Origin of the sequence: Bradyrhizobium arachidis (assembly GCF_015291705.1) — a bacterium.
In the GTDB taxonomy this organism is placed as follows: Bacteria; Pseudomonadota; Alphaproteobacteria; order Rhizobiales; family Xanthobacteraceae; genus Bradyrhizobium; species Bradyrhizobium arachidis.
The window spans coordinates 4,702,572-4,716,600 of record NZ_CP030050.1; the positions used below are offsets into that span (position 1 = coordinate 4,702,572).

The window sequence follows — 14,029 nt, forward strand, 5'->3', positions numbered from 1 at the left end:
GTTGTTACGTCATCGATAGCTCCTCACTTCGCGCTGTTCCTTCGTTCGTGCCTGGCGGCCGTTCCTTCGTCCCGGCCTGCGCGCGCAGACGCGCCGCGCGCAAGGGGCCGTCAAAGCCGGCCGTCGTGCTGTCCTGACGTCTTGCTCTCCTGCTGCCAGGCTGCGCCTTGACGGCCCCGCGCACGGCGCGAGGATCAAGCAGGTCGGGACACCGTCTCCTCCATCTTGACGCACGCGAAGGCGCGTCCCTTGTTGAGGACCGCCCAGGCGATCCGGGCGAGCTTGTTGGCGAGCGCAATCGCCAGCACGTTGTGGTGCAATCGCTTCTTGGCGGCTTCGATCCAAGAGTTGAGGCCATAGCGCTCCCAGCACTTGACCTTTACCAGAACAACCCACGCGGCTTGCACGAACAGCGCGCGCAGGTAGCGATTACCGCGCCTTGATATACTGCCGAGGATCGTGCGGTCGCCGGTCGATATCTGCTTCGGAACAAGTCCAAGCCAGGCGCCGAAGTCGCGGCCTTTCGAGAACACGTCTCCGGTGCCGATCGCAGCCACCATTGCGCTCGAGATGATTGGGCCAATGCCAGGCACCGTCATCAGTCGCTGGCAGGCCCTATCTTGACGGGCTAGTGTTTCGATCTCGCCAGATAGACCCTCGATACGCTCATCCAGCCGGCGCCAGTCTTCCGCCAGACCCTCGATGATGGGCAACATGCGAGGCGAGAGCACATCAGTGCGTGTTGCCAAGATACCTGGCAACTCGAACCGCAGGGAATGCGGGCCTTGCCGCACGGCGATGCCCCGTTCCAGCAGGAACGCACGGATCTGATTGATCGCGCCGGTACGCTGACCGACCAATCGATCGCGGACGCGGTGCAGTGCCTGAAGGTCGAGCTGATCGGCGGTCTTGGTCGCGACGAACTTCATGGTCGGGCGTTGGACAGCCTCGGCGATGGCTTCCGCATCTCGGAAGTCATTCTTCTGTCCCTTCGAATACGGGCGCACGTATTTCGCTGGCATCAGGCGGGCGTCGTGGCCAAGTACTTGGAGTTTGCGGCTGAGATGATGGGCGCCTACGCAGGCCTCCATACCGATCAAGCACGGCGGCAGGTTGGCGAGCCGCGTTTCCACCTGGCCGCGCGACCACTTCTGCCGCAGCACGATGGCACCGCGGTGATCCTGACCCACGATGTGGAACGAGTTTTTGCCGATGTCGATGCCGATCACGGCGATCGCCGCGTTGAGTTTCTGAGACATGGCGTGCTCCTTGTCTTGAGCGCCCCTTGCCAGCTTCTCGTGCTGGCAGGGCCGGAGCACGGCCGGACCATCCCATTAGCGTCATGTCCCTATGCGGACAATCCCGCACAAACTTGGTACAACCTTCGGTTTCTGGCGCGTTACTGACATCCATGTCGAACGCCAAGATGTCCGCCTTCGGCGGGCTGAGCACACGCGGCCGTGGCGCCGACTGATGGCGCCTTTTGACCCTGATGTATGGTCCGGCCGTGGGGTGCAAGAAGATTTCGACGATCCGGTAGATGCGGTCTTGCATCAATGTATCCGGCCTCTGTTTGGAGCGCAGTGCTCCGGGCCATCATGGATATCAGCGCGCATGTGATCTGGTTAGCGGACAGGCCTCGACCGGGCCATTTGGGTCACCAGGGTTCACATGTGCCGGGAAGACCGATTCTCCATCGTCGTCTCATCCTCTCGCAGACCTCGGCGGGTAAGGGTTGTTACGTCATCGATAGCTCCTCACTTCGCGCTGTTCCTTCGTTCGTGCCTGGCGGCCGTTCCTTCGTCCCGGCCTGCGCGCGCAGACGCGCCGCGCGCAAGGGGCCGTCAAAGCCGGCCGTCGTGCTGTCCTGACGTCTTGCTCTCCTGCTGCCAGGCTGCGCCTTGACGGCCCCGCGCACGGCGCGAGGATCAAGCAGGTCGGGACACCGTCTCCTCCATCTTGACGCACGCGAAGGCGCGTCCCTTGTTGAGGACCGCCCAGGCGATCCGGGCGAGCTTGTTGGCGAGCGCAATCGCCAGCACGTTGTGGTGCAATCGCTTCTTGGCGGCTTCGATCCAAGAGTTGAGGCCATAGCGCTCCCAGCACTTGACCTTTACCAGAACAACCCACGCGGCTTGCACGAACAGCGCGCGCAGGTAGCGATTACCGCGCCTTGATATACTGCCGAGGATCGTGCGGTCGCCGGTCGATATCTGCTTCGGAACAAGTCCAAGCCAGGCGCCGAAGTCGCGGCCTTTCGAGAACACGTCTCCGGTGCCGATCGCAGCCACCATTGCGCTCGAGATGATTGGGCCAATGCCAGGCACCGTCATCAGTCGCTGGCAGGCCCTATCTTGACGGGCTAGTGTTTCGATCTCGCCAGATAGACCCTCGATACGCTCATCCAGCCGGCGCCAGTCTTCCGCCAGACCCTCGATGATGGGCAACATGCGAGGCGAGAGCACATCAGTGCGTGTTGCCAAGATACCTGGCAACTCGAACCGCAGGGAATGCGGGCCTTGCCGCACGGCGATGCCCCGTTCCAGCAGGAACGCACGGATCTGATTGATCGCGCCGGTACGCTGACCGACCAATCGATCGCGGACGCGGTGCAGTGCCTGAAGGTCGAGCTGATCGGCGGTCTTGGTCGCGACGAACTTCATGGTCGGGCGTTGGACAGCCTCGGCGATGGCTTCCGCATCTCGGAAGTCATTCTTCTGTCCCTTCGAATACGGGCGCACGTATTTCGCTGGCATCAGGCGGGCGTCGTGGCCAAGTACTTGGAGTTTGCGGCTGAGATGATGGGCGCCTACGCAGGCCTCCATACCGATCAAGCACGGCGGCAGGTTGGCGAGCCGCGTTTCCACCTGGCCGCGCGACCACTTCTGCCGCAGCACGATGGCACCGCGGTGATCCTGACCCACGATGTGGAACGAGTTTTTGCCGATGTCGATGCCGATCACGGCGATCGCCGCGTTGAGTTTCTGAGACATGGCGTGCTCCTTGTCTTGAGCGCCCCTTGCCAGCTTCTCGTGCTGGCAGGGCCGGAGCACGGCCGGACCATCCCATTAGCGGACATCGCTTGCCAGCATCCAGTTTTCGCCGGAGCCCTTATCAATTGGGCGAGAGGTCGGGCGATCTGCGCTTCTGGCGATAGATGCGCCTTCGCAGGCTGTTCCAATGTGCTATTCTCATTGCATAGGCCATAGGTATCCCATGACAGGTACTGCAGAGTGGCTCGCATCGATCGGTTTGGGCGAGTACGCCCAGCGTTTCGCCGAGAATGCCATCGACCTTTCCGTCATTGGCGACCTCACGGAGCAGGACCTCAAGGACCTCGGCGTCCTGCTCGGGCACCGGCGCAAGCTGCTGCGCGTGATCGCAGACCTCAAGGGTGACGTCCTCGGATCGGCTCAAGCGGCCGCCGGACCAGCGCCGCGGGACAGCGCCGAGCGACGCCAGCTCACGGTCATGTTTTGCGATCTGGTGGGCTCGTCGGCACTTTCGGCCCGACTGGATCCAGAGGATCTGCGCGCGGTCATCCGCGCCTATCATGCCTGCATCGCGGAGATCATCGCGCGGAGCCAAGGCATCATCGCGCGGTACATGGGGGATGGCGTGCTCGCCTATTTCGGTTATCCCCAGGCCCACGAGGACGATGCCGAGCAGGCAACACGCGCCGGGCTCGCGCTGGTCGATGCCGTCGCCAACCTCGAGACGGACGTCAGCACCCAGTTGCAGGTCCGCATCGGCATCGCGACCGGCATGGTCGTGGTCGGCGACCTGATCGGCGAAGGCGCCGCCAAGGAGCAGGCGGTGATTGGCGAGACACCGAACCTCGCCGCTCGCCTGCAGCAATTCGCCGAGCCCGGCACGGTGCTGATCTCCGAGAGCACGCACCAGCTCACGGAAGGATATTTTGAATATCGCGATCTCGGGCCTGTTGCGCTTAAAGGATGGTCGGAGCCTATACCCGCCTGGCAGGTGCTCGGGATCAGCGGCGCGGAAAGCCGCTTCGAAGCGCAGCACAAGACTCGACTGACACCACCGATCGGGCGTGACGAAGAGATCGAGCTGCTGTTGCGGCGCTGGCAGCATGCTGCGTCAGGCGAAGGCTGCGTCGTGCTTCTCACCGGCGAGCCAGGCATCGGCAAGTCGCACATAGCACTGGCGCTGCAAGAGCGGCTGCAGGCGGAACGGCACATCACGGTGCGCCATTTCTGCTCGGCGCATCACACCAACAGCGCGCTGCATCCCTTCATCGCCAACCTCGAACGCGCCGCCCGGTTCGAGCGAGGCGAGACGCCAACGGAGAAGTTTGCCAAGCTCGAGGCTCTGCTCCTGCGCTTCGGTGGTGACGCGGACCGTGTCGTGCCGCCCCTGGCCAACCTTCTGTCGCTGCCGATCAGCAACCGCTACCGTCTGCCCGAGCTCAGTCCGCAGAACCGCAAGGACGTCACGCTTGCCGCGCTGTTCGACCAGCTCGACGCATTGGCGGCGCGGCAGCCGGTGTTCGTCATCTTCGAGGATGCCCATTGGGCGGACCCGACTTCACTGGAGCTGCTCACGGTCACACTGGAGAAGGTACCGCGGCTTCGCGTTTTGCTGCTCATCACCGCGAGACCGGAGTTCACGCCGCCCTGGCCTAGCCATGCTCATGTGACGACGCTCTCGCTCACGCGGCTGAACCGCCGCAACGGGGCGGCATTGGTCGAGCGTGTCACGGCGGGCAAGACGCTTCCCGAGGAGGTCATGGACCAAATCCTCGCCCGTACCGATGGCGTGCCCCTGTTCGTCGAGGAGTTGACGAAAGCCGTGCTCGAAACCGGGCTGTTGCACGAGCAGGACGACCATTACACGCTCAGCCGTCCGCTGCCTCCGATGGCGATTCCGACTACATTGAGCGCATCGCTGATGGCGAGACTGGACAGACTAGCCCCGGTGAAGGACGTGGCCCAGATCGGCGCCGTCGTCGGGCGCGAGTTCTCCTACGAACTGTTGAGCGCTGTTGCCGGGTTGCCGGCGCAGAGGCTCGAGGAGGCGCTTGCCCAGTTGGTTCGGGCGGAGCTGATATTCTGCCGGGGCGAGATACCGCGGGCGGTCTATACCTTCAAGCATGCGCTGGTGCGGGACGCCGCCGAAGCGGGACTTCTGAAGAGCCGGCGCGCCGCGCTGCATGCCACCATAGCCGATGCGTTCGAGCAACGATTTCCGGAAATCGTGGAGGCTCAACCCGAAACCCTCGCACTCCACCTGACGGAGGCGGGACTGTTCGACAAGGCCAGGGACTATTGGCTCCAGGCAGGCAGGAAGGCGGCCATGCGCTCCGCCAACCTCGAAGCCATCGCGCATTTGCGAAAGGGCATCGAGGTCTTGGCCCATCTGGCCGACGGCGCGGTGAAGGACAGGCTGGAGCTTGATTTTCAGTTCGAGCTGGGACCATGCCTGATCGCCACCCTGGGGCCGGCCTCGCCTCAGGCCGTGGCGACCTTCGCGCGCGCACGCGCGCTTTGCCAGCGCCTCAACGATCCCCCCGAACAACTGCAGATCATGTTCTGGTTGACCACAGCGAGCGTCATTCGTGGTGAGCTGCCGGTCGCCGAGGAAATGATCTCGGCGCTGCTCGATCTCGCCGAAGCGCGCCACGATCGACCGACGCTGCTCAACGCGATGCGCGGCCAAGGCATGATTCGCCTTTTCATGGGACATCTCACGGGCGCGCGCGAGGTGATCGAACGGGCCTTCGAGACGTTCGAGGCGAGCAGCGAGCAGGACAGATTGGCGGCGCGGGCCGCCGGGCAGGATGCGGGCGTGGCCGACCTTGCTCTGATGTCATGGGCGCTGTTATTGCTGGGCCACCCCGATACGGCGCTCGCACGTGTGAATGCTGCCATCGAACGCGCAGATGCCATCAATCATCCGCACTCCCAGGCTTACGCGACCTATTATGCGTCCATTATCCACGCGCTTCGGGGCGAGTTCCTGACGGCGCACCGCTACGCGGACCGCTGTCTCAGCTTGTCGGAAGAGCACGCATTCAGGCAATGGCGGGGATTGTCGCGCGCCGTCCGGGGGATAAGCGCCACCTTTCTTGATCCCTCATCCGCCGCGCTCGAGGAAATCCAGGCTGCGATGAATGAATATCGTGGCGCGGGCTATCAGCTCGGCATCACGGCACTGTACGTGCTCCTGGCTCCGGCCTTGTTGTCGAGCCATCAGCGCGAACCTACGCTGGAGCTGATCGAACAGGGCCTCGCCACGACCGGCCGCAACAGCGAACGGATATTTGAGGCCGAGCTGTACCGGCTGAAAGCGGGCGCGTTGCTCGTCCGCGGCGCATCGGAAGCCGGCACCGAGCCGCAACTACTGCTCGATCGCGCATTGACAATCGCAAGAAGCCAGCACGCCAAGGCCCTCGAGCTTCGAGCTGCAACAGACCTTGCCGCGTTGTGGATCGATGAGCGGAAGCACCAGCAAGCGTTCGACCTGCTCGCGCCCATCCACGCCTGGTTCACCGAGGGTTTTGAAACACGGGACGTCAAGCAGGCAAAGGCGTTGCTCGACCGCCTGCGGTAGTTCTGGCTGAACTACAGATAGAGTGACGTGACTCAGCAGGTTGCAAGGCCGGTTTACCCCGGCGTCAAGCGTCGAATTGCTGACGACATTCCTGATAGGTACCTTGCACCTCCCGCCATTCCTTCGCATGGTCGTTCGCCGGATCCTCGTTGATGAAATGTGGCCCGGGATGCGGCGGACGATCTTGATGTTCGTAGTATGCGGCAATCGCTTGTTCCGCGGCGGCTTTCCCCAACTTGCGCCCACCATGCAGGTTGCTGTGATTCCATTTAAAATTGATGTGCCCCGGCACATGAATCTCCACGACTGTGCCTTGCCACCGACTGTCCTTTTTCCCGTCGCACCGGACGTGGTACTTGAAGAGCTTGACGTCGTCTTCGCCAACGGTTGCTGCGAACAATTGGCAGAGATTTGCCAAGGCATCGTGAAGGTTTTTCGGTTTGCGGACTTGCTTCGCATCGACGATCCGGCTCACCCATATTTCGTCGAGCTCATCGCCCGGCTTATGATGCTCCTGGATCAGGCTCTCGAAGTTGACCGTGTCGATCAGCGCTCCCTCGCAATATGTAACCTTGTCGATCTCCACCGTTTCTTCGATGAAGGGAAGGGCTGAACACGCGCACAGACTGGATGCAGTGATGGGCACGTTGTACTCAATGTCCTTGGCCCTCCGAGTCTGATCAAACTCACGGTTGGAAAACAACGCGAGCTTGTGATCGTCGAGATTCCAGGCGTTGTGAAATATGAACGGCTTTTCGGGCTTGTTCAGCTCGTCGAAATTGATGCCGTTCATGAATTGGCTCTGCGGATAGTTGATCCTGGAGAGGCCGGTCACATGGGACAGATACATCATCGACGTGGCATAGCGAACGAAAGGATTTGGTGCCAACACCTGATTGAGAATCCATCTATTTCTGTCGCCCTCGTCCGGGATCGTGAACCTTCCCCCGCAGCCCCTATTTGGGCGTTGAGGGAACCAGAGCGACATGGTTTTCTCGACGGCACTCGCCATCGCCTGCGGATCCCACAAATGCTTATAGGTATTGGCATCTGTGACGAAGTCGGACATAGCCTTGCTGATGGTTCCCCAATCCGGGCCGAACACCGTGTTGATGGGAAAGCGCTTGTAGCTTTCGTCGTCGCGAAACACGTTATCCCTGAAGAATTCATAGGTCCTTTTCGCCCTGTATTTATTCGCAACTACTTTGTCGTCGAACTGGTTATAGACAATCCCAACCCAGGCGCCGATGCACGACAATGCCCACACGTCGAAGGTTATTCCTGCATTGGCGAGAGCTTCCAGAACCCCGATATGCAGCCCTGCTGCCGGGCCCCCACCGCCAAGCGTGATCGCTCTCTTCACCATCGGATCCTCCATCTGATTTATCGTGTGGCTTATTCTCCAATCGACTTTCTGAATTGTGCGAAGAGACTGGTCGTTCTTGGGCTCGCGGCCGTCGGCCAACAACCCGGTCAGCGTACCGCGGTCTAACTCGTCCATTTGTGAACCACTTCACGTACGATACTTATCGCCGACCATGGTAGCGGGCCTGTGGTCCAAATCGCGGCTTCCGCTCCTGGCCGTGGCTGGAGGTCCCGGTGGCTGCCGACGCGTCCGCAGTTGGGTGTACAGCGGAAGCCGCGAAGATCGGCCACCTCTGCAGCCTATGACCCGAGGCGGACATCGTTTGCGGGGAGGGAACTGAAGCGGGACCCGCCTGTTGGTTCGATCAGCCAAGCGGAGGCTCGCGATGCGGATCATTCTGATAACGGCGGTTGGCTGGGCGTTGTCGTGCGGATTTGCGGCAGCGCAGACCGACCCCAAGGACATGACAACTGGACGCTCGGCACCAGAAGAAAAAGGTCAATTGCAGCCACAAGGTTGGACCGGACCGCTGGACACGAAATCGGGGGGCGCGCCGCCGGAAAGCCCGCAAGGTCAAAGCCCCCCGGGAATGCAGGCAGCGCCGGACGGATCAACCAAGGTGGTGACCGAGCCACGTAAGTAAGTCTTACTTGGTTTGTCGTCGCGAAGTCGGACTCACCTGGGATGAGCCGAGGCGTGACGTCTGCTTGTGGCCCTTAGCGGTCCTCAGTCTTCGACGACGTGATGTCTGCTTTCACAGGTGGAACAGACTAGTCTACCGCCGCACGATCGAGCCGTTGCGGCCGATCAGGCGGGCGAGCTGGCGGAAGCGGCTGCCGACGCGGTCGGCGACGAGGTCGACGAGCCGGTGCTCGAACACCAGCATCAGACTGCGGCCCTGGCTGCGGAAATGCGTGGCCGGCAGCACGCCGGGACGTGCCGCCGAGATCAGATGGGCGACGCGAAACGCCGCGCCGAGCAGGCGGGCACGTTCGAGCTGGGCCGGCGTCAGCAGCTCCTGCATCGTGGCCGGCGGCTGGTTCTCTTCGCTGAGGCCCGCATAGCGATAGAATACGGACAAGCCGACGAAGGCGCGCTCGGTGTGAGTGATGGCGCCGAAATTGGCGTTGACGACAAGGCTCAGCGTCTGCTCGCCGCGATGGTCCGGATGCACGCGCCAGCCGATGTCGGAGAGCAGGCACGCGGTGTGGCGCAGGCGGCGATCCTCCGGCGTCTCGCGCAGCTTCACCACGCGCACCAGGATATCGGTCCAGGCGATCAGCTCGCGGGCATGCTTCGCCGAACGTGACAGCAGCTGGTTCAGCTCCTCGGCCGCGCAGATCAGCCCGTCCTTGTTGCGCTCGCTTTCCGTGAGCTTCTCGTGCAGCAGGCCCTCGCGGACGCCGAAGGTCGAGAACACGATGGTCTTCGGCTTTGCCACGCGGATGATGTGCTCGAGCACCAGCGCCGCATAGGTAAGGAGCGGGCGGCGAGCGTCGGCGACGACCTCGATGTCGGCGAGCATGCCGGTGGCGGCAAGGCGGCGCAGACGGCGCGAGAAGTCGAGCGCCTCAGCCGCGGGAATGGAGTAGCCGTGCATCACCTGCAGCGGATAGCCGCTCTGGATGATGTGGATGCGCGCGAGCGCGCGCCAGGTGCCGCCGACGGCGTAGAAGGTGCGGCCGCGGCCCGCGACGAGCTGCGGCACCTCATCGATCTCCTCGCGCACGATGCGGTCGGCGCGCTTGAGCGATTTGTGCGCGAGGTCCTGGAGCGCGAGGCCGCCGAGCGGCAGCGTCACGCCGCTGCGCACGCTGTTCCGGCGCACGTCGATCAGTTCGAGCGAGCCGCCGCCGAGATCGCCGACGATACCATCGGGAAGATGGATGCCGGAGATCACGCCGAGCGCCGACAGCCGCGCCTCGCGCGGGCCGGACAGGATCTCGATCTTCACCGCGCAGATGCGTTCGGCCTTGGCGATGAAGTCGGGGCCGTTGGAGGCGTCGCGGCAGGCTGCGGTCGCGATCGCGAACACGCGGCCGACCTGCATCACGCGGCACAGGGCGCGGAATCGCTTCAGCGAGGTCAGCGCCTTGTCGACGGCGTCAGGCGCGAGCAGGCCGGTGCTCTGCACCTCGCGCCCGAGGCCGCACAGCGTCTTCTCGTTGAAGATCGGAAGGAGGCTCCGCGTCAGCCCCTCATAGACGACGAGACGGACCGAGTTGGACCCGATGTCGATGACCGCGACGCTCGAGCCGCGCTTGCGCGGCCGCTTCACGTCGACGGTCCCGGATCAGGATTGATGACGTTCATTACGGCGCGTGAGGCGGCGCGGCGAGGATTCCTTGAGCGACTTTCCACGGCCAGACAGACTCGGATTTGTCATGAAGTAGTTGTGCACGTTGAAAGGCTCCTCGCCCTTCGCGGCCTTCATACGCGTTGAGGACCCGTCCGGCAACAACTGCCAGCTTTGCTCATTGTCCTTCAGGTTCGCGACCATGATCTGTTCGAGAACCTGCTGATGCACCGTGGGATTTTGCAGCGGACACAGCACCTCGACGCGGCGGTCGAGGTTGCGCGGCATCATATCGGCGGACGAGATATACACAGCAGCTTTGGCGCTCGGCAGGCCCTGGCCCATGCCGAAGCAGTAGATTCGGCCGTGTTCCAGGAATCGCCCGATGATCGACTTGACGCGGATATTCTCCGACAGGCCGGGAATGCCGGGCCTGAGGCAACAGATGCCGCGCACCACGAGCTCGACCTGCACGCCGGCTTGCGAGGCTTCATAGAGCGCGTCGATGATGTCGGGATCGACGAGCGCATTCATCTTCATCCAGACCGCGCCGGGACGGCCGTGCTGGGCATGCGCGGTCTCGCCCTGGATGTGCTCGATGATGCGCTTGCGCAGGGTCAGCGGCGATACCGCCATCTTCTCCAGATCGCTCGGAGCAGCATAGCCGGTGATGAAGTTGAACACGCGTGCGGCATCACGGCCGATGGTCGGATCGGAGGTGAAGTAGGAGAGGTCGGTATAAATGCGTGCTGTAACCGGATGGTAGTTGCCGGTGCCGGTGTGGACGTAAGTCGTGAGGCTGCCGCCCTCGCGGCGCACCACCATCGAGAGTTTCGCGTGCGTCTTCAATTCGAGGAAGCCATAGACGACCTGCACGCCGGCGCGCTCGAGGTCGCGCGCCCAGCGGATGTTGGCTTCCTCGTCGAACCGAGCCTTGAGCTCGATCAGCGCGGTGACGGACTTGCCGGCTTCGGCGGCTTCCGCAAGCGCGCGCACGATCGGCGAGTTGTTGGAGGTGCGGTACAGCGTCTGCTTGATCGCGACGACATCAGGATCGCGCGCGGCCTGCTGCAGGAACTGCACGACGACGTCGAAGGATTCGTAAGGATGGTGGACGATGAGGTCCTTCTGGCGGATCGCCGCGAAGATGTCACCGCCATGCTCGCGCACGCGCTCGGGATGGCGCGGCACGTAAGGGGTGAATTCGAGGTCGGGCCGGTCGAGGCGGGTGAGCTGCGAGAGCTCGTTCATGGCGAGCACGCCATCGACCAGGAACACTTCGTCATCGGCGGCCGACAGCGCGTGCTGCACGAAGCTGCGCAGCTCCTCGGGCATCTTGGCGTCGATCTCGAGCCGGATCACCGATCCGCGGCGGCGGCGCTTCAGCGCGGTCTCGAACAGGCGGACGAGGTCTTCGGCCTCTTCCTCGATTTCGAGCTCGGAGTCGCGGATGATGCGGAAGGCGCCCTGGCCGTGCAGATTGTAGCCGGGGAAAAGACGGTTGATGAACAGGCCGGTCGCCTGCTCCAGCGAGAGCAGGCGCACCGCCTTGCCCTCGGACGGCAGGCGGATGAAGCGGTCGATCTTGCCGGGCATGCGGATCAGCGCGTTCATCTGCTTGCCGTCGGCCTCGCGCGTGAGCTGGAGCGCGATGGTGAAGCCGAGGCTCGGAATGAACGGGAAGGGATGAGCCGGGTCGATCGCGAGCGGCGTCAGCAGCGGGAACACGTTGTTGAGGAAATAGTCCTCGATCCAGGTCCGCTCCGCTTTGGTGACGTCCTTGCCGTCAACGAGCACGATGCCGACATCGGCCAGCGTGCCGCGCAGGTCGCGCCAGATCGCCTGCTGGTCGGAGGCGAGCTGGGAGACGGTGCGGTTGATCAGCGCAAGCTGCTCGGACGGCGTCAGGCCGTCGGGCGCGCGTTCGGCAATGCCCTCGCGCACCTGGGCCTTGATGCCGGCGACGCGGACCATGAAGAACTCGTCGAGGTTATTCGCCGATATCGACAGGAATCGCACCCGCTCCAGCATGGGGTGGCTGGGATTGACCGATTCCTCCAGGACGCGGCGGTTGAAATGCAGCCAGGACAGCTCGCGATTGATGAACCGCTCGGGGCTCGTGGCGATTGCCGGCAGGCCCTCGGTCTCAGGGGCTTTTTCTTTAGTTTCAACGGCTTGCGCTGAGTCCATGAGAAGTCGGTCCATCCAGTTCGCCCCACCTTGCGACTTATGCGCAAAAACCGGCGGGAGCATGTGTTAGTGCGATGACGTTTCGATGACATTGATGTTCCGCCGTCGCGCCGCGTCAAGCGGCCAAGGGCGACAAGGGGAGCAAGAGCGGCAAAGAGCGGCAAAGGGCGCCCGAGCGGCGCTCAGGCGTCCCGCAGCAGCTCGGCGGCCAGCGCCCGTGTGACGGGACGGCCGAGCCGGAGGGCCTCGCTGTCGAGCAGCTCTACGGCCTGTCGGGCGGCCGCCGAGGACCGCTCCAGGCGGGTGGCGAGGTAGCTGACGATGCTCTCGTCCACCGTGAGCTGGCGGTCGGCGCAGAACTTGACGATCAGGCCGCGGAAGAGCTGGTCGTCGGGAGGCAGCAGCGAGATCACGGGCACCGCACGCAGGCGCGAGCGCAGGTCGCGCAGCTCGATCTCGAGCGATGCCGGCACGTCGCGTCCGGTGAAGAGGATGTAGGCACCGTCCTCACGGGCAAGGTTCATCAGATGGAAGAGGGCGCGTTCGTCAAAATCCCCGGCCTTGAGATCCTCGACCACCAGCGCGCCAGTGGCGAGCGCGCCCGGGACGCCTGCGGCGGTCAACGCATTGGCCGTGGTCGAGCGGGCGCCGGCCTCTTCGGCCCAGATCGCGGCGAGATGGCTTTTGCCGCTGCCTTCGGGACCGGCCAGCCACATGATCCGGTTCGACCATTCCGGCCAGCTGTCGATCAGGGCGAGGCCGGCGGCGTTCGCGGGGCCTTCGAGGAAATTGTCCCGGCTGAGGCTCTCCGCATGCGGAAGCGAAAACGCCAATTGTCGGGGATGAACGCGGCCTGCCACGCTTGCTTTGCTCCATGCCGGCGTGCCGGCCGTGTTTGACGAGATTCGACTTCATCGAGCGGGAGTTGGCCTGTTGCGGGGCCAAGTCCCTCACCGAAAAGTCGTCAACTCACAGATCCCAACTCACTTGGCTTCGATCGTGCTCATGTGCCGCAGCCACTCGACGAGATAGAGCGACACCGAGGAGAGCGTGAAGACCGTGACGAGACCCATCAGGATGATATCATAGGGCGCTGGCTTGAAGCCGAAGGCAAGGGCGGCCAGCACCAGCGCTGCGTAGGACACCTGGGCCGCTGTGTTTAGCTTGGATACTTTCGACGGCTTCATCTCGACGGGCTTGTCGAACAGCCAGGATACGATCACCGCTGCGACGATCATGATGTCGCGCGACACCACCAGGATCACGATCCAGCGCGGGATGTCGCCCCAGATGCCGAGCGCGAGGTAGATCGACACCAGCAGCGCCTTGTCGGCGAGCGGGTCGAGCAGGGCGCCAAGCTCGCTCGTCATGTTGAAGCGCTTGGCCAGGAAGCCGTCGACGGCGTCGCTGATGCCGGCAATCAGGAAGACGGCGAATGCCACCTCCATTTGGCTCGACACGATGGCCCAGACGATGATCGGGACCAGCATGATGCGGCCCAGGGTAATGATGTTCGGAATACTCACGCGGCGCTTCCCGGCACCCGGTCTGACCTCGAATCCGGCCCCCAGGGAGGCTGAACCGGTTGATATCTCTACATA

9 protein-coding genes are annotated in these 14,029 nt (G+C 63.2%); 2 read left to right on the top strand and 7 right to left on the bottom strand.

Annotated elements, in window-relative coordinates:
- Window positions 1-194 precede the first annotated feature (194 nt).
- Together WN72_RS21695 and WN72_RS21700 are read right to left on the bottom strand one after the other, a co-directional pair.
- On the bottom strand, window positions 195-1,259 hold the full coding sequence (locus tag WN72_RS21695) for an IS110 family RNA-guided transposase (RefSeq protein WP_194482925.1): 1,065 nt from the start codon (window positions 1,257-1,259) through the stop codon (window positions 195-197).
- A gap of 669 nt (window positions 1,260-1,928) precedes the next feature.
- Entirely contained in the window at window positions 1,929-2,993 is a 1,065-nt protein-coding gene (locus tag WN72_RS21700) for an IS110 family RNA-guided transposase (protein ID WP_194482925.1), read from the bottom strand.
- A gap of 223 nt (window positions 2,994-3,216) precedes the next feature.
- Between WN72_RS21700 and WN72_RS21705 the strand changes: the two genes are divergently transcribed.
- Window positions 3,217-6,576, top strand: a complete 3,360-nt coding sequence (locus WN72_RS21705; RefSeq protein WP_092219129.1) for an adenylate/guanylate cyclase domain-containing protein — start codon at window positions 3,217-3,219, stop codon at window positions 6,574-6,576.
- 64 nt (window positions 6,577-6,640) lie between these two features.
- Here the strand turns inward: WN72_RS21705 and WN72_RS21710 are convergent, their stop codons facing one another.
- Window positions 6,641-8,077: a patatin-like phospholipase family protein gene (locus WN72_RS21710; protein ID WP_244553937.1), complete on the bottom strand. Its 1,437-nt coding sequence runs from the start codon at window positions 8,075-8,077 to the stop codon at window positions 6,641-6,643.
- A 250-nt stretch (window positions 8,078-8,327) separates the two neighbouring features.
- On the opposite strand from WN72_RS21710, the gene WN72_RS21715 reads away from it, so the two are divergent.
- Window positions 8,328-8,585: a hypothetical protein gene (locus WN72_RS21715; RefSeq protein ID WP_141262990.1), complete on the top strand. Its 258-nt coding sequence runs from the start codon at window positions 8,328-8,330 to the stop codon at window positions 8,583-8,585.
- 132 nt (window positions 8,586-8,717) lie between these two features.
- Here WN72_RS21715 and ppx read toward each other — a convergent pair whose 3' ends face one another.
- The 4 genes from ppx to WN72_RS21735 form a co-directional block, all read right to left on the bottom strand.
- Window positions 8,718-10,220, bottom strand: a complete 1,503-nt coding sequence (ppx, locus tag WN72_RS21720) for an exopolyphosphatase (RefSeq protein WP_092219130.1) — start codon at window positions 10,218-10,220, stop codon at window positions 8,718-8,720.
- 15 nt (window positions 10,221-10,235) lie between these two features.
- Window positions 10,236-12,428 (bottom strand): RNA degradosome polyphosphate kinase, encoded by a 2,193-nt coding sequence (locus WN72_RS21725; RefSeq protein WP_027557613.1) that lies wholly within the window; start codon window positions 12,426-12,428, stop codon window positions 10,236-10,238.
- 182 nt (window positions 12,429-12,610) lie between these two features.
- Window positions 12,611-13,288: a P-loop NTPase family protein gene (locus WN72_RS21730; protein WP_092219132.1), complete on the bottom strand. Its 678-nt coding sequence runs from the start codon at window positions 13,286-13,288 to the stop codon at window positions 12,611-12,613.
- 123 nt (window positions 13,289-13,411) lie between these two features.
- Complete coding sequence (locus tag WN72_RS21735) at window positions 13,412-13,954, bottom strand: CDP-alcohol phosphatidyltransferase family protein (protein ID WP_027557615.1); 543 nt, start codon at window positions 13,952-13,954, stop codon at window positions 13,412-13,414.
- Window positions 13,955-14,029: the final 75 nt, after the last annotated feature.